At 73.1% G+C, this 15617-nt stretch carries 14 protein-coding genes and 1 riboswitch; of the genes, 5 read left to right on the forward strand and 9 right to left on the reverse strand.

Going from position 1 to position 15617, the window contains the following annotated elements; translation table 11 throughout:
- The first annotated feature begins 391 nt into the window (after nucleotides 1-391).
- Nucleotides 392-1351, forward strand: a complete 960-nt coding sequence (locus AB0A97_RS29030) for a carbon-nitrogen hydrolase (RefSeq protein ID WP_361155369.1) — start codon at nucleotides 392-394, stop codon at nucleotides 1349-1351.
- Between the two features lie 212 nt (nucleotides 1352-1563).
- Here AB0A97_RS29030 and alaS read toward each other — a convergent pair whose 3' ends face one another.
- The 3 genes from alaS to AB0A97_RS29045 form a co-directional block, all read right to left on the reverse strand.
- Nucleotides 1564-4215, reverse strand: a complete 2652-nt coding sequence (alaS, locus tag AB0A97_RS29035; protein WP_361155371.1) for an alanine--tRNA ligase — start codon at nucleotides 4213-4215, stop codon at nucleotides 1564-1566.
- Nucleotides 4216-4273: 58 nt separating this feature from the next.
- Nucleotides 4274-5359 carry a tRNA (adenosine(37)-N6)-threonylcarbamoyltransferase complex transferase subunit TsaD gene (tsaD, locus tag AB0A97_RS29040; RefSeq protein WP_361155372.1) on the reverse strand — a complete coding sequence of 362 codons (1086 nt, stop codon included), beginning with the start codon at nucleotides 5357-5359 and terminating at the stop codon, nucleotides 4274-4276.
- A 190-nt stretch (nucleotides 5360-5549) separates the two neighbouring features.
- A complete protein-coding gene (locus AB0A97_RS29045) occupies nucleotides 5550-6146 on the reverse strand; it encodes a histidine phosphatase family protein (protein ID WP_361155373.1) in 597 nt (198 codons plus the stop codon).
- A 109-nt stretch (nucleotides 6147-6255) separates the two neighbouring features.
- Nucleotides 6256-6399, forward strand: a riboswitch (cobalamin riboswitch).
- Nucleotides 6400-6432: 33 nt separating this feature from the next.
- On the opposite strand from AB0A97_RS29045, the gene AB0A97_RS29050 reads away from it, so the two are divergent.
- Nucleotides 6433-6651, forward strand: a complete 219-nt coding sequence (locus AB0A97_RS29050) for a CbtB-domain containing protein (RefSeq protein ID WP_361155375.1) — start codon at nucleotides 6433-6435, stop codon at nucleotides 6649-6651.
- A gap of 15 nt (nucleotides 6652-6666) precedes the next feature.
- Nucleotides 6667-7428, forward strand: coding sequence for a CbtA family protein (locus tag AB0A97_RS29055; protein ID WP_361155377.1), 762 nt, complete (start codon nucleotides 6667-6669; stop codon nucleotides 7426-7428).
- A gap of 223 nt (nucleotides 7429-7651) precedes the next feature.
- Here the strand turns inward: AB0A97_RS29055 and AB0A97_RS29060 are convergent, their stop codons facing one another.
- The gene (locus tag AB0A97_RS29060) at nucleotides 7652-8431 is read right to left on the reverse strand and encodes a CAP domain-containing protein (RefSeq protein WP_361155379.1); all 780 of its coding nucleotides are present in this window, start codon (nucleotides 8429-8431) and stop codon (nucleotides 7652-7654) included.
- A gap of 290 nt (nucleotides 8432-8721) precedes the next feature.
- On the opposite strand from AB0A97_RS29060, the gene guaD reads away from it, so the two are divergent.
- On the forward strand, nucleotides 8722-10089 hold the full coding sequence (guaD, locus tag AB0A97_RS29065; protein WP_361155381.1) for a guanine deaminase: 1368 nt from the start codon (nucleotides 8722-8724) through the stop codon (nucleotides 10087-10089).
- 40 nt (nucleotides 10090-10129) lie between these two features.
- Here the strand turns inward: guaD and AB0A97_RS29070 are convergent, their stop codons facing one another.
- Complete coding sequence (locus AB0A97_RS29070; protein WP_361155383.1) at nucleotides 10130-10690, reverse strand: glycoside hydrolase family 25 protein; 561 nt, start codon at nucleotides 10688-10690, stop codon at nucleotides 10130-10132.
- Between the two features lie 361 nt (nucleotides 10691-11051).
- Complete coding sequence (locus AB0A97_RS29075; RefSeq protein WP_361155385.1) at nucleotides 11052-11942, reverse strand: DUF72 domain-containing protein; 891 nt, start codon at nucleotides 11940-11942, stop codon at nucleotides 11052-11054.
- Between the two features lie 39 nt (nucleotides 11943-11981).
- On the opposite strand from AB0A97_RS29075, the gene AB0A97_RS29080 reads away from it, so the two are divergent.
- Entirely contained in the window at nucleotides 11982-12377 is a 396-nt protein-coding gene (locus tag AB0A97_RS29080; RefSeq protein WP_361155386.1) for a GNAT family N-acetyltransferase, read from the forward strand.
- A gap of 104 nt (nucleotides 12378-12481) precedes the next feature.
- Here the strand turns inward: AB0A97_RS29080 and AB0A97_RS29085 are convergent, their stop codons facing one another.
- The 3 genes from AB0A97_RS29085 to AB0A97_RS29095 form a co-directional block, all read right to left on the reverse strand.
- Nucleotides 12482-13234 carry a DUF4232 domain-containing protein gene (locus AB0A97_RS29085; RefSeq protein ID WP_361155388.1) on the reverse strand — a complete coding sequence of 251 codons (753 nt, stop codon included), beginning with the start codon at nucleotides 13232-13234 and terminating at the stop codon, nucleotides 12482-12484.
- Between the two features lie 388 nt (nucleotides 13235-13622).
- On the reverse strand, nucleotides 13623-14330 hold the full coding sequence (locus AB0A97_RS29090; RefSeq protein WP_361155390.1) for a response regulator transcription factor: 708 nt from the start codon (nucleotides 14328-14330) through the stop codon (nucleotides 13623-13625).
- The gene (locus AB0A97_RS29095) at nucleotides 14327-15568 is read right to left on the reverse strand and encodes a histidine kinase (protein ID WP_361155392.1); all 1242 of its coding nucleotides are present in this window, start codon (nucleotides 15566-15568) and stop codon (nucleotides 14327-14329) included. Before AB0A97_RS29095 ends, AB0A97_RS29090 begins: the two co-directional genes overlap by 4 nt.
- Between the last annotated feature and the right edge of the window lie 49 nt (nucleotides 15569-15617).

Genomic DNA, 15617 nt, shown 5'->3' on the forward strand with positions numbered 1-15617 from the left:
ACGGTAGCGGCTCGTCGGTACGGGGGCGTTGCGTCGTTACGGCCCTGGCTCGTCGAGTCGTGTGCGCCCCGTCGTTACGGTGGCGTATCGCCGGTACGGGCAGGGCAGGTCACGTCGGTAACGGCGGTGATCCGTCGATGCGGGGCCGGTTCGTCGATACGGTCCCGTTGCGCCGATACGGGGCTGACCCGTCGCTACGGCCCCGACTCGTTGCTGCGGCCTCGACTCGTCGCTACGGGCCGTCCCATACGTCGGCCACCCCCTTGCCGGAACGTTCCGGCACTCGTACATTGCTCTCTGCCGGAACGTTCCGGCGCGGTGTGCCTGCCTCCGCGCTCCGCCGCATCCGTCTATCTACGCCCCCGCGACCTCCCGCGCCCCAGGAGCCCCCATGCGTGTGATCACGGCCCTCACCCCGCCCGCCTCGCCGGCCCGTACCCGGCCGGCCGACCGTGCCCCGCTGCGCGTCGCCCTCGTCCAGGAGCGCTGGCACCCCGACCCCGCCGAGCACCGCGCGGCCCTGGCGGAGGGTGTCCGGTTGGCCGCGGCGGAAGGCGCGCGCGTCGTCTGCCTCCAGGAGCTGACGCTCTCGCCGTACTTCGCGGTGGTCCGCAAGGCCGACCACCCCGAGCCCGCCGAGCCGGAGGACCTGCGCACCGGGCCCACGGTGACCTTCGCCGCCGAGGCCGCCCGTGCCCACGGCGTGTACGTGCACGCCTCGCTGTACGAGCGGGCCGACCCCGAACCGGGTCCGGACGGCACGGTGACGCCCGACGGCCTCGGCTACAACACGGCCGTCCTGGTCGCCCCGGACGGCACCCTCGTGGCCCGTACGCGCAAGACCCACATCCCCGTCACCGAGGGCTACTACGAGCACCACTGGTTCCGCCCGGGCCCGGCCGGCGCCGACGCCTTCCCGACCCACGCCGTCGAGAACGCCGTCCTCGGCCTGCCCACCTGCTGGGACCAGTGGTTCCCCGAGCTGGCCCGCGCCTACTCGCTGGCCGGCGCCGACGTGCTGGTCTACCCGACCGCCATCGGCTCCGAACCGGGCCACCCCGGCTTCGACACCCAGCCGCTGTGGCAGAAGGTGATCACCGGCAACGCCGTCGCCAACGCCACCTTCATGGTCGTGCCGAACCGTATCGGCACCGAAGGCCCGCTGACGTTCTACGGCAGTTCCTTCATCGTCGACCCGTACGGCCGCGTCCTGGCCCAGGCGCCCCGCGACGAACCCGCCGTCCTGGTGGCCGACCTCGACCTGGACGCCCGCCGCGACTGGCTGGAGCTGTTCCCGTTCCTCGCCACTCGCCGCCCGGACGCCTACGGCCCGCTGACGGTGACGGACTGACCGCGGTACGGACCGACCCCAGTACGGACCGACCGCGGTAAGGACCGATCGCGGTACGGACCGACCCCAACTCCCTGCGAAGACGGCCGACCGGCATCACCCGTAAAGACACCCGACCATCCCCATCCCCAAAGACAGCGGCGGGCGCCCCCGTCCAGGAGCCGCCCGCCCGTGTCACCTCACGCCTGCCTCTACTCCCCGAGCAGCCCCCGCTACTCCCCGAGCAGCCCCGGCAGCGCGCCCAGCGTCTGCGGCAGTTGGTCGGCCGCCAGGCCGCCGCCCTGGGCGAGTTCGGGGGAGCCGCCGCCGCGCCCGTTCAGCAGGCGCTTGACCAGGTCCGACGCCGAACCCCCGGCGGCCTTGCCGGCCTTGTTCAGGGCGACCACCAGGGCCGCCTTGCCGTCCGTGGCCGAGCCGACGGCCACGGCAGCGGGCTGCCCCGCCGGCATCCGGTCCCGTACGGCCATGGCCAGCGCGCGGGCCTCGTCGGCGCCGCCGTCCGCGGTGGCGGTGACCACCAGGAAACCGGCGGCCTGCACGGCGGAGCCGGCCAGCTCGGCGGCGCGCGCCACGGTGGCCTGCTGCCGCAGCCGCTGGTTCTCCCGGTCGCTCGCCTTCAGGCGCTCCAGCAGTCCGGCCACCCGGTCGGACAGTTCGGCGCGCGGGGCCTGGATCTGCTCGGCGACCCGGGCGACCAGGTCGCGTTCGCGGGCGAGGTAGCCGAAGCCCTCGATGCCGACGGAGGCCTCCAGGCGGCGCATGCCGGCGCCGACGGACGACTCCGCGGTCAGGGCGACGATCCCGACCTGCGAGGCGTGCGAGACGTGCGTACCGCCGCACAGCTCGCGCGACCAGGCGCCGCCGATCTCGACGACCCGCACCTTCTCGCCGTACGTCTCGTCGAAGAGCGCGAGGGCGCCCAGTTCCTTCGCCTCGGGGAGCGTCATCCACCGCACGCCCACCGGCAGGTCGCGGCGGAGCGCCCGGTTGGCGGCCTCCTCGATCTCGCTGCGGGTGGTGGCGGAGAGGCCGCCGCGCCACGGGAAGTCCAGGCGCAGGTAGCCGGGCCGGTTGTACGAGCCGGACTGGAGGGCCGTCGGGCCGAGGATCTCGCGCAGCGCGGCGTGCAGGACGTGCGTACCGGAGTGGGCCTGGCGTGCGCCGAGCCGCCACTCGGGGTCGACGGCCGCGTGCAGGGCGTCTCCGAGGGCGAGTTCACCGGCGGTGACCCGTACCTGGTGGGCGACCAGGCCGGGCACCGGCCGCTGCACGTCCAGCACCTCGGCCTCGACGGAGGTGCCGGACAGCCGTCCGGCGTCGCTGTCCTGGCCGCCGGACTCGGCGTAGAACGGAGTGCGGTCGAGGACGACGGTGACGATCTCGCCCTCGCGGGCCACCGGCACCGGGCCCTGGGCGCCGAGCAGGGCCAGCACCTTGGAGTCGGTCTCCAGGGTGTCCCAGGCGCGCCAGTCGGTGGGCCCGTGCCCGTCCAGGACCGTGCGCAGCGCGGAGGTGTCCACCGCGCCGCCGGACTTGCGGGCGCGGGCGTCGGCGCGGGCCCGTTCACGCTGTTCGCGCATGAGGGCGGCGAAGCCCTCGCGGTCCACCTCGACGCCCTGCTCGGCGGCCATCTCCAGGGTGAGGTCGATGGGGAAGCCGTAGGTGTCGTGGAGGAGGAAAGCCTGCTTGCCCGGGAGCGAACGGCCGCCCTCGGCCTTGACCTTGGTGACGGCGGTGTCCAGGACGGCGGTGCCCTGGCGCAGCGTCGCGCGGAAGGCGTCCTCCTCGCCGGCCGCCTGGCCGGCGATCCGCTCGTAGGCCTCGGCGACCTCCGGGTAGCTGGGCGCCATGCAGTCGCGGGCGACCGGCAGCAGTTCGGGCAGGGCCCGGTCCTCGTAGCCGAGCTGGCGCATCGAGCGGACGGCGCGGCGCAGGATGCGGCGCAGCACGTAGCCGCGGCCCTCGTTGCCGGGGGTGGTGCCGTCGGCGAGCAGCATCAGGGCCGTACGGACGTGGTCGGCGACCACGCGCAGCCGTACGTCGTGCTGCTCGTCGTCGCCGTAGCGGACCCCGGCGAGGGCGGCGGCGCGGTCCAGGATGGGGCGGGTCTCGTCGATCTCGTAGAGGTTGTCGACGCCCTGGAGGAGGGTGGCCATCCGCTCCAGGCCCATGCCGGTGTCGATGTTCTGGCGGGGGAGTTCGCCGAGGATCGGGTAGCCGGACTTGCCGGTGCCCTCGCCGCGCTCGTACTGCATGAAGACGAGGTTCCAGAACTCCATGTACCGGTCCTCGTCGACCTCCGGGCCGCCCGCCCGGCCGAACTTGGGCCCCCGGTCGTAGTACAGCTCCGAGCAGGGCCCGCACGGTCCCGGCACGCCCATCGACCAGAAGTTGTCCTCGTCGCCGCGCGAGACGATGCGCTCCTCCGGCAGCCCGGAGATCTCCCGCCACAGGGTGCGCGCCTCGCCGTCGGAGTGGTGCACGGTGACCCAGATCCGTTCGGGGTCCAGGCCGTACCCGCCGTCGGCGACGGACTTGGTGGACAGCTCCCAGGCGAACCGGATGGCGTCTTCCTTGAAGTAGTCGCCGAGCGAGAAGTTGCCGTTCATCTGGAAGAACGAGCCGTGCCGGGTGGTCTTGCCGACCTCTTCGATGTCCAGGGTCCGCACGCACTTCTGCACGCTGGTCGCCCGCGGCCAGGGCGCCGCCACCTCACCGGTCAGGTACGGCTTGAAGGGCACCATGCCCGCGTTGACGAACAGCAGGGTCGGGTCCGGCGTCGGCAGCGGCGCGCTGGGGACGACGGTGTGGCCGCGCTCGGCGAAGAAGTCGAGGAAGCGGGCGCGGATCTCGGCGGTACGCAAAGGGGGCTCCGGGGCGGTCGGTGGCGGAAGGGGGCGGTGGCGGTCGGCCGTCGGGCCGTCAGGCTGCGGTCGCCGCCGCGGCCCGCGCCGCCCTGGCGACCGGGTGCAGGGCCGCGTACTCCAGCGGCGCCGACGGGTCGATCGAGAGGTCCAGCGGAGCCGGTGCGGCGCCCGCCCGGACGAGGAGGTCGCCGACGGCGGCGATCATCGCGCCGTTGTCCGTGCACAGCCGCAGGGGCGGCACGCGCAGCGTGATGCCCGCCTTCTGGCAGCGCTCCTCGGCGAGGGACCGGACGCGCGAGTTGGCGGCGACACCGCCCACCACCACCAGGGTGCCCACGCCGTGCTCCTTGCAGGCCGCGACGGCCTTGCGGGTCAGGACGTCGGCGACCGCCTCCTGGAGGGAGGCCGCGCCGTCCGCGACGGGCAGTTCGCCGTCGGTGTGCCGTTCGGCCCAGCGCGCGGCGGCCGTCTTGAGGCCGGAGAAGGAGAAGCCGTACGGGTCGTCGCGCGGCCCGGTCAGCGGGCGCGGGAACGCGACGGCCTTCGGGTCGCCCTCGCGCGCGGCCCGGTCGATCGCGGGGCCGCCCGGGTACGGCAGGCCGAAGACCCGCGCGACCTTGTCGAAGCACTCCCCGGCGGCGTCGTCGAGGGTGTCGCCGAGGTGCACGATCGGGTCGCGCGCCAGGTCCCGTACGAGGAGGAGGGAGGTGTGCCCGCCGGAGACGATGAGCACCATGCAGGGGTCGGGCAGCGGGCCGTGTTCCAGGGTGTCGGCGGCGACGTGCCCGGCGAGGTGGTGCACCCCGTACAGCGGCACGCCCAGCCCGTACGCCAAGCCCTTGGCACCGGCCAGGCCGACCTGGAGGGCGCCCGACAGGCCGGGGCCGGTGGTCACGGCCACCGCGCCGATGTCGGCCATGGTCAGGCCCGCGTCGTCGAGGGCGCGGTGCACGACGGGGGTGAGGGAGTGCACGTGCGCGCGGGCCGCGATCTCCGGCACGACGCCGCCGTAGCGCGCGTGCTCGTCCATGCTGGACGCCACCGCGTGCCCGAGCAGCTTTCCGTCGCGGACCAGGCCCGCCCCGGTCTCGTCGCAGGAGGACTCGATCCCCAGCACCACTGGAGAGCCTGGAGATGCCACCGCACCGCTCCTTCGTACCCGTTCCGTACCCGGCTTCGCCGCCGCCTTGCTGCAAGTGGGGCGCCTTGTTGCGAGTTATGTGCAACAACTCGTCTCCGACCAGGATACGGCGGCCCGTACCGGCCCGGGCGGGGGCCGCGGGCGGGCCGGCCCCGCCGGGGAAGGGCCGCGGGGCGGTCCGCGCGGGCGGTCACGGCGCCCTGGGAGCCGCCGGCCCGCCGAGTTCCCCCGCCACCCGGGCGTTCCACCGGCCGTCCCGCCCGCTCAGCGCCGTCACGGTCAGCGGCGGTACGTCCACCCGCCAGAAGGACGAGGGCGGTGCCCCCAGCGCGCACACCACGCACGCACGTACGACGTCCGGTTCCGCTACGGCCACGATCCGGCCGCCCTCCGCCGCGAGGCCCGCCAGCCAGTCCGCCACCCGGCCGAGGAACTGCGCCAGCGTCTCGCCGCCGTGCGGCGCGCTGTGCGCGTCGGACAGCCAGGCCGTGACTGCCGCGGGCTCGGCGGCCAGCACGTCCTCCAGGGCCAGCCCCCGCCAGCGGCCCATCGCACGGCCCGCCGCCCCCGGAGCCGGGTCCGCGCGCAGGCCGAGCGCTTCGGCCGTCTCCCGGCAGCGCGCGGACGGGGAGGTCAGAGCCCGGTCGGCGGGCAGTGCGGCGGCAGCGGGGCGGGCGGCGTGGGCCCGGCGCAGACCGTCCGGTGTCAACGGTTCGTCGGCCGGGAAGCGCACGGCGCCCAGGGCGTCGTCGAAGGACGGTGAGACCAACATCACCCGAGTTGTCATGCGCACCTCTTTCGACGGGGAGAACTGAGGGCGCACCAGGGGAACGGCCGGGCGCGCGCCCGTCGCCGTGCGCCCTCGGCGCCGTCCGCGGGGCCTTGGCCCGGCCGCCGCCACGCGGTACGTTCCCGATGATATTGACGATGACATGACGGAAGCCGGTGGAATTCCGGCGCGGTCGCGCCACTGTGAACCCGCACCGGTCCCGTACGGGACCGACGGACGAGCCAGACCCGTCCTGTCGTCACGACTCCCCGACCGGGACGCGAGTTCCCCAGGAGGTTCCGCCATGGCCCAGTCCGTCGCGCCGCCCGCCACCGGCCGCGCCGCGCCCGCCCCCCTCCCCGTCCGGACGGTCCTGCCGTGGGCGGTGTTCGGCGGCATCCTCATGCTCGTCCTGCTCTACTTCGTCGGCGCCGAACAGGGCGCCACCGCGCTGTTCTCCGGCACCGGCGTGCACGAGTGGGTCCACGACGGACGCCACCTCCTCGGCTTCCCCTGCCACTGACCGGGGGCTCCGCACATGAACTCCGCCACCGTCAGATCCCTCCTGGTGCGCGGCATGCTGGCCGGCCTCGCCGCCGGCCTGCTCGCCCTGCTCGTCGCCTACCTGCTGGGCGAACCGCAGGTCGACGCCGCCATCGCCTTCGAGGACGCGCACGCCCACGAACACGGGGCCGAGGTCGTCAGCCGCGCGGTGCAGTCCACCGCGGGCCTGGCCACCGGCGTCCTGGTGTACGGCGTCGCACTGGGCGGGATCGCCGCCCTGGCCCACTGCGTCGCCCTCGGGCGCGTCGGCCGCTTCGGCCCCCGCGCCACCGCCCTGCTGCTCTCCGGCGCCGCCTTCGGCGCGCTCTGCCTCGTACCGTTCCTGAAGTACCCGGCCAATCCGCCGTCCGTCGGGGACCCCGACTCCATCGGCACCCGCACCGCGCTGTACTTCCTGATGATCGCCCTCAGCGTGCTGCTGGCCGTCGCCGCCGTCATCCTCGGCAAGCGGCTCGCACCTCGCCTGGGCACCTGGTACGCGACGGTCGCCGCCCTGGCCGCCTTCGCCGCGGCCGTCGGCCTCGCCTACGCGTTCCTCCCGGCCGTCAACGAACTCCCCGCCGACTTCCCGGCCCTGCTGCTCTGGAAATTCCGCCTCTCCGCACTCGGCGTCCAGCTCGCCCTGTGGACCGCCTTCGGCCTGCTCTTCGGCGAACTGGCCGAACGGGCCGTGGGAGTACGGGCGGCCACCGCTCCACGAGGGGCGGAGGGGGACGCCGTGCCGTCGGCGCACTGAGCCGGGGCGTCACCGCGGTTCCGGAGCGCGAGCATCCGCAGCGGTCCGGGACCGTAGGGGGTGCCGGCCGGGGCACGTCCGGTGCCTCCCGGAGACGTACGTGCCGTCAGGTGGCGTACGCCGGCCGGGGCGCTGGCACCCCTCTCAGAGTGAGCGGATCCCAGAAGGGCGGACCTCGGAGTGAGCAGATCCCAGAGGGGGAGGACCTCGGGGTGAGCGGATCTCAGAGGGGGCGGGCCAGCAGCAGCGTCCACCACGGGCCGCGGTCGTCCGTGCCGCTGTTGATCCCCACTCCCGCGTGCCGGAACGCGCAGTCCGCCAGCACCACCTGGTGCTCCGGGCTGCGTGCCCACGCCCGCACCACCTCCGCGGCCCCCCGCTGGCCGCGCGCGATGTTCTCGCCCGCGCGGCGCCAGTCGTACCCGACGGCCGAGAGGCGGCTGCCGGGGCCGGAGCCGCCGCGTTCCCGGTGCGAGAGCGAGCCCTCGCGGGCCATGTGGTCGCTGTGCCGCTGGGCGGCCTTGGTGACCGTACGGTGCGCCCGTACGGGACGGCAGCCGGCCTTCGCGCGCTCCCGGTTGACCAGCCGGACGACGGCCGCCCTGGTAGCCGCGGCGTTACGGGGGGCGCGGGCGAGGGCGGGTGCCCGGAGGGTCTGCGAGGCCGGGGCCTCGTACGGTGCCAGTGCCGTGTACGGCGAAAGGGCCGGGTGGGCCAGCAGTGTCTCGTACGGCGCCAGTGCCTCGTACGGCGCCAGTGCCTCGTACGGTGCCAGTGCCGCATACGGCGACGGGGCCGCGTACGACGAAAGGGTGGTGGACGCGGCTTCCGGAAGCCCCGAGCGTCCGCCCGGAGGCGTCGCGATGGCGGACCCGCCCACCGTCAGCCCCGCCAGGGCCAGTACCGCCACCACCGCCCGTACCGCGTACCGCGCAGCCCGCCGGTCCGCTCCGCGTCCCCGACGCCCGCGCGCTCCCGCCGCCGCGCCCCGGTCCGCGGTCACGTCCGTACTCCCGCCCGCACTCCCGCGCTGACGTCCACCTGTACTCCCACGCTGACGTCCACCCGTACTCCCGCCCATTCGGCCCCAGTTCCTCGACAGTCATCGGCTGTGGCGACCCGTCGTCACCCGGCCGGCGCCGTACCCGGCAGCCGGCCCGGTGACAGTCTTGCCGTCCCCGCCCCCGCCTCTGTCGTCCGCGGCCGATACCCGACCCGTTCGGCTGTACGGACCGGCCACCCCGCTGACGTACGCCAGATCCATCCCCGCCCGGAACGGGTACCCGCCCGCCCATGACCACCAGCACTCCGGCCCCCACTCCCGCTCCCACCCCCACCCCCGCCCCCGTCTCCGCCGTCCGCGGCCCCCTCGTCCGCTTCCGCGCCGACCCCTTCCGCACCGGCACCGCGGAAGCCCTCGTCCACGACCCCGACGGGCTGCTGATCTGCGAGGCGGGCCGTATCACCGCCGCAGGCCCGTACGCCGCCCTCCGCGACCGGCTGCCGCACGGCACCGAACCCGTCCACTACCCCGGACACCTCATCACCGCCGGCTTCGTCGACGCCCACACGCACTACGTGCAGACGGAGGCCGTCGCCCGCTTCGGCGCCCAGCTTCCCGACTGGCTCGACCACACCTACGTGACCGAGGAACGCTTCGCCGACAGCACCCACGCCCGCCGCGTCGCCTCCTCCTTCTGCGACGAACTCCTGCGCAACGGCACCACCACCGCCCTCACCTTCGCCTCCGTGCACCCCGGCTCGGCCGACGCCCTGTTCGAGGAAGCCACCCGGCGCGACCTGCGCATCGCCGCAGGCAAGGTCCTGATGGACCGCAACGCCCCCGAGAGCCTGCTCGACACGGCCCAGCGCGCCTACGACGAATCCCTCGACCTGATCCAGCGCTGGCACGGCAAGGGCCGCAACCTCTACGCCGTCACCCCCCGCTTCGCCCCCACCAGCACCCCCGCCCAGCTCGAAGCCGCCCGCGCCCTACGCGCGGCCCATCCCGACACCCTCCTGCACACCCACATCTCGGAACACCGCGACGAAATCCCCTGGGTCCGCTCCCTCTTCCCCGACCGCGACGGCTACCTGGACGTCTACGACCACTACGGCCTGCTCGGCCCCCGCACCGTCCTCGCGCACGGCATCCACCTCACCCCCTCCGAACGCGACCACTGCGCCCGCACCGGCACCGCCGTGGCCCACTGCCCGTCCTCGAACCTCTTCCTCGGCAGCGGTCTCTTCCCCCTCCGCGAAGCCAAGGAAGGCGACCACCCGTTCACCGTAGCCCTCGGCACTGACATCGGCGCCGGCACCAGCTTCTCCCTCCTCCAGACCATGCGCGACGCCCACCAGGTCGCCAAACTGCGCGACCACGCCCTCGACGCCGTCAAGGCGTTCCACCTCGCCACCCGCGGCGGCGCGGAGGCCCTGGGCCTGGCCGACACGATCGGCTCCCTGACACCGGGCCAGGAAGCCGACTTCACCGTCCTCGACCCACGCGCCACACCCCTCCTGGCCGACCGCACCGCCCGCGCCGAGTCCATCGAGGACCTCCTCTTCGCACTGAGCATCCTCGGCGACGACCGAGCCGTACGGGCCACCTACACAGCGGGCCGACTGGCGTACGAGCGGGACGGGGGCGAGGGGGAGTAGGCGGTGGGCACGTGTCGTCCCCCACCCTCGCTCGTACCCGTCACTCCTTCCCGGCGGCAGCCCACTTCTTCAGCGCGTCACGGTTCTCGAACTGCGCGACGTTCTTGTCCAGCGGCCGGTCGGTGTGCTGGTGGAAGAGCCACTTCGCCTTGATACGCGGCTTGCCGGGGCTGACGTAGTCGGCGATCCACAGTCCGTCCGCCGCGTACGACGAGGTGTCGTGGCCCTTCCAGAAGGACACGTTGGTGTACAGCAGTACGCGATGGCCCGGGGCCAATTTCTTCACCTCGCGCAGGAACTGGTCCTTCTGCGCCCCGCTCGCGTGCGTACCGGAACTTGTCGTTTCCCAGTCGGCGGCGAGCACGTCACCTTCTTTCGCCCCGCATTTCTCGACGAAGTACCTGGCCTGGGCGGCGATGTTGCCGGGCCAGAGGAAGTGGTAGAAGCCGACCACACACCCCGCTTTCCGGGCCTCGGCCGCTTGATCCGCCCGGTGCGGGCTGGCGTAGGAACGCCCTTCGGTCGCCTTGATGAACACGAAGTCCAGACCGGCCGCGTCGTAAGAGGACTGGTGAGCGGAGATGTCGACGCCGTGCAGCATGGGATGCCTCTCGGTGGGGGAAGGGCGAAGGGACGTGATGTGGCGATTCGTGCGAGGAATGCGGAAGGCCGCTTCGCCGGGAAGCGGGAACGCAGGCCATCGCGCCGCCAGGACAAGGGAGCGGGAGAGCAGCAGAGCGATAGATCAACCGGTCAACAGCGCAACAAGGGGTCGGAACCTCAACCCGAACCCAAGGCATCACAGAATGCGAATCCGGACGCCTCTCGCCCCACTCCCGCTCCACGTCCTCCTCGGCACGCCTCCCTCATACATTCCCCGTAATTCCCGCGTGTCATCCCCCGCCGTCCCGAGCCCCCGTGGCACTCGTGTGCGCCCCCACCCTCACTTCACCCCTCGACCCTCACCCCAGCCCTTCGGGCAGACCGAGCAATCTCCGCATCGACTCGGCGGCCCGCACGGCCGCGTCCGCACAGCAGTTGTTGAACAGCACGTGCACCAGGCCGGTTCGCCCCGCCATCGTGCGAAGGCGCGGCACCCACTCCGCCAACTCCGTCTCCGCATACGTGTACCTGAACCGCTCCTCCTTGCTCCCGGTGCCCCACGCGGCATTACGCCCGTGAAAGCGCACCACCGCGAGCCGGTCGTCCGTGACCGGGGTGACCGGAGGTATCGACACCGGCAACGTCTGGACCATGTCCACCGCGACGGCCGCCATGCCCAGTTCCGTCAGCATCGCGGCCGTGGACGCCTGCCGCTTTCCGTCCCGCCACCATTCGGGATGCCGGAACTCCACCGCGACCGGCCACCCTTCGGTCCGCTCCCGGCACCGCCGGAGAAACGCCTCCGCCCGCGCGCCCGGCGCGAACCACGGCGGAAACTGAAACAGCAACGTACCGAGTCGCCCCGCCTCCCGCAGTGGCTCCACCGCCCCGCTGAACCGTCGCCACACCTCGTCCAGCAGCCCACCGTCCTCCGCGTCGGTGCTTCCCCTGCGGCGCACGAAAGCGGACCGCAGATCCGCGGGCAACGCGGCCGGCCGCGTCGGATGCCCGGTGAGCAACGAAAACGCCTTCACATCAAACCGGAACGTCTCCGGCGTCCGTTCGGCCCACAGGCGGCTGTTGCGCTCGCTCGGCAATGCGTAATACGTCGCATCGACCTCCACCACCGGAAACCGTCCGGCGTAATGCCGCAACCGCCCCTCCGGGTCCCGCCGCCCCGCCGGATACCACCCACTCGAAACCAACGCCCGATCCGTCCACGAACACGTCCCGACCAAGATCTCACCCATGGCACCCGGCTACCCCAATCCGGCTCCTAGGATCCCGTCATGACCGTCACCTACGAATGGCGGGGCGACTTCGACAACGCGGCCGTCAACGCGCTGCACGCCGAAGGGTTCGACCACCCGCCCCTGAAGATCGACTGGCTGTCGCGGCTGCGTCGGCACAGCCTCGGTTGGGTCTGCGCCCGGGAGGACGGCCGGCTCGTCGGCTTCGTCAACGTGGCATGGGACGGAGGCGTCCACGCGTTCGTCCTGGACACCGTCGTGGACCGGCGGCACCGGAGGAGCGGAGTCGGCACAGGTCTCGTCGCGCGGGCCGTACAAGAGGCCCGCGCCGCACAGTGCGAGTGGCTGCACGTCGACTTCGACGACCATCTGAAACGCTTCTACCTCGACGCCTGCGGCTTCACCCCGACGGACGCCGGGCTGATCCAGCTCTGAGGTGAGGCACCCTGTACACGTCGAAGGCCCCCACCGCGGACGGTAGGGGCCTTTCGACGCGTCGCCAGGTGAGGCACTGGTGGCGGGGTCCTGTCGGCGAGTGATCAGTTGGCGATGCCGACCGGGTGGACCTTGATCTTCTCGTCGTACGGGCCGGCCGGCTTCAGCGCGTCAGCGGGCCACTTCAGGGACACGCTGTGGGTCTCGTTCGGCGGCGTCACGATGAGGTGGGTCGGGGAGACGAGGCCCTCGCCACTGGAGTCGACCGAGTACGAGATGCTGAAGGTGGCGGTGTCGCCGGGCTTCAGGTCGGTGATACGGGGCTGCTCACCGCCACGGTGGACCGGGGCGGAGGTGCCGTCGGCGTCCTTCAGGTCGACACCTGCGAAGCCGGTCACCGAGCAGGTCCGCCCACCCTTGTTCGTCATCTGAACGGTGACATCACCCGTCTCCTGGTCGGGCGAGCTGTCCACCGCCTCCATCGTCAGCTCGTTCGTACGGCAGAACTTGCCCTTGCCCCCGCCCTTCGCCGCTCCGTTCCCGGACCCGGCCCGGGACGAGGCGCCACCACCGGAGCCGGCGCGGGGCGCGGTGCCGCCGCCGGAGCCCGGCTCGGCACTGTCCGGCTTGGCATCGGTGCCCTGCCCGCCACCGGAGGAATCCGCGCCACCGGCCCCGGCGGAACCCGCACCGCCGGCCTCGGGAGCAGCGCCCGACCCCGACTGGCCCCCGGGCTTGGCGGCGGCGTCCGAGCCGGAGCAGGCGGTCAGGGACAGCGCGGCGGCCGCGGTCAGGGCCGCGGCGGCAACGCGCAGGGTGCGGCGACGAGTGGTGCGGTCAAAGGTGCTGGCGCTCATTTCGGGTCCCCCCGGGAAGTCGGTGTCGGTCTCTCCTCCGTACGACACCCACTCTGGCCGGGGCCGTTACCGCCGTACTGGTGCCCCGCTAACTTCCGGCTAATACGGGCGCGAGCAGGGAAGACACCAAGGACCCGGCGGAGCCCTCGGGGTGGACGACTGCATCGGCCGGTGGACAGAGACCAGGACCACGAGGACCGAGAACGGGACGAAGGCCCCCACCGCGAACGGTAGGGGCCTGCGACGCAGTGTCCGGTGAGGCACTGGCGGAGGGTGTGGTGGGGCCTCGTCCGAACAGCTCCGGACGGGGCTGAATGAGACCAGGAGCGAGAGGCAGGACCGAGGCCGGAGCTCCGTGCGGGCGACCGTGAAGAGGAGCGGAAGCCGGTCAGCCGGCGAAGCCCGGGACCACCAGGCCGGACTCGTAGGCGATCACCACAGCATGGGTCCGGTTCTGCGCGCCGAGCTTGGTCAGCACGTTTCCGACGTGGGTCTTGATCGTTTCCAGGCGCACCGTGAGGGACTCCGCGATCTCCGGATTGGAGAGCCCGGTGGCCATCAGGCGCAGCACCTCTTCCTCCCGGCCGGTCAGGGCGGCCCGCGGCAGGGCCTCGGCGGAGCCCAGCGGGCGGGGGGCGACCATGCGGCCCAGCGCGGCCGGGAAGAGGACCGCTTCGCCCGCCGCCACTACCCGTACCGCCTCGGCGATCTGGCGGACCGGGAGGCGTTTGAGGACGAAGCCGCTGGCGCCCGCGCTGAGCGCGGCGGTGACGTAACCGTCGTTCTCGAAGGTGGTGATCACCACGATCCTCGGCGGGTCGGCCGCTTCGGCCAGCAGTTGCCGGGTGGCGTCGATCCCGTTGAGACGCGGCATGCGGACGTCCATCAGGACCACGTCCGGCCGCAGGCTCCGCGCCCGGTCGACCGCCTCGACGCCGTCGGCGGCCTCGCCGACCACCGTGATCCCCGGCTGTGCGGTCAGCAGCATGCCCAGACCGCTGCGGGTCACCTCGTCGTCGTCCGCGATCAGGAGGGTGACGGCGGGGCCGGCGGCAGCGGGGAGGGCCGTGCCTCCGTCCGCGTCGGATCCCCTCACGCCGACACCCGTACCGGCAACCGGACGGCCAGCCGCCAGTGCTGCGTTCCGTCCGGGCCGGCCTGGAAGTCGCCGTTCAGTAGCCGGACGCGCTCGGCCAGTCCGGCCAGACCGTGGCCGGACGTCGGGAAGGCTCCTGTGCCCGGCCCGGTCCGTGCCCCGGTCCGGTTGACCACCGTGAGGTCCAGTCCGTCCGGTCCGGCCGCCACCCGTACCTCGATCGGGCCGCCCGCCCCGTGGCGCAGCGCGTTCGTCAGCCCTTCCTGGAGGATCCGGTACGCCGCCCGGGAGAGCGTCCCCTGTACCTGCTCCGGCTCGCCCGACAGCTCCGGTTCCACCACCGCCCCCGCGTGCCGCAGGCGGTTCAGCAGCTCAGGGAGGTCGGCCAGGGTCCGGGCCGGTGCCGTCCCCGACTGTTCCTCGCGCAGCACTCCGAGCACGTAGTCCAGGTCCTCCAGCGCGGCCCGCGTCGACTCCTCGATGCTGCGCATGGCGGCCCGAGCCGCCGTCGGGTCGGCGGAGAGCACCTCGCCCGCCACCGCCGCCTGGATGGTGGCCGCCGTCAGCGTGTGCCCGATCGAGTCGTGCAACTCGTGGGCGATCCGGTTGCGTTCGGCCAGCAGCAGTTCCCGCTCGGCAGCCAGCGCGAGCCGTTCGGCCGCCGACGGCCCCAGCAGCCGTGGCGCCGACCACCGTAGGACCTTCGTCACCAGTACGCCGACGGCGACCGCCAGCAGGACGCACACGGCCGCACCCACCCAGCTCCACCCGCCCGTCACCCGCACCGGCGTGCCGGACAGGCTCGCCCGTACCTCGCCGCCGAGCCAGTTGCCCGGCAGGGAGATGCCCATGATGAACAGCACCCCGCTCGCCAGTGCCCCTGTCCATCCGACGGTCACGTGCAGCACCAGCCAGAGCGGGGTCCGCCAGCGGCCGAGGCCGAGTGAACCGGAGGACCGGTGTCCGGCCACCGGGTTCGGCAACGGCACCCGCAGCAGCCGGCGGGCGGACACGACCAGCGCTCGCCGTACGGGGCGCGCCAGTCCGACCACGCCGACCAGCACCGCCCAGATCAGCAGGACCAGGACGACCTGCACGCTCTCGGGTGCGGATCGCCACGACAGCGCCGGCAACAGGGCGAAAGGCAGCAGCGGAAGGCTCGCCAACGCGCCGCCATAGGCGAACAGCACACCTGAGTACGTGGAGCCGCGCAGCAGCAGCCGGATTCCCCTGATCATGGTCGCCAGTATCACCGGGCGGCCCACCTGCGGCCTCCCCCGATCGGGG

The organism is Streptomyces sp. NPDC045470 (assembly GCF_040646595.1).
Taxonomy (GTDB): Bacteria; Actinomycetota; Actinomycetes; order Streptomycetales; family Streptomycetaceae; genus Streptomyces.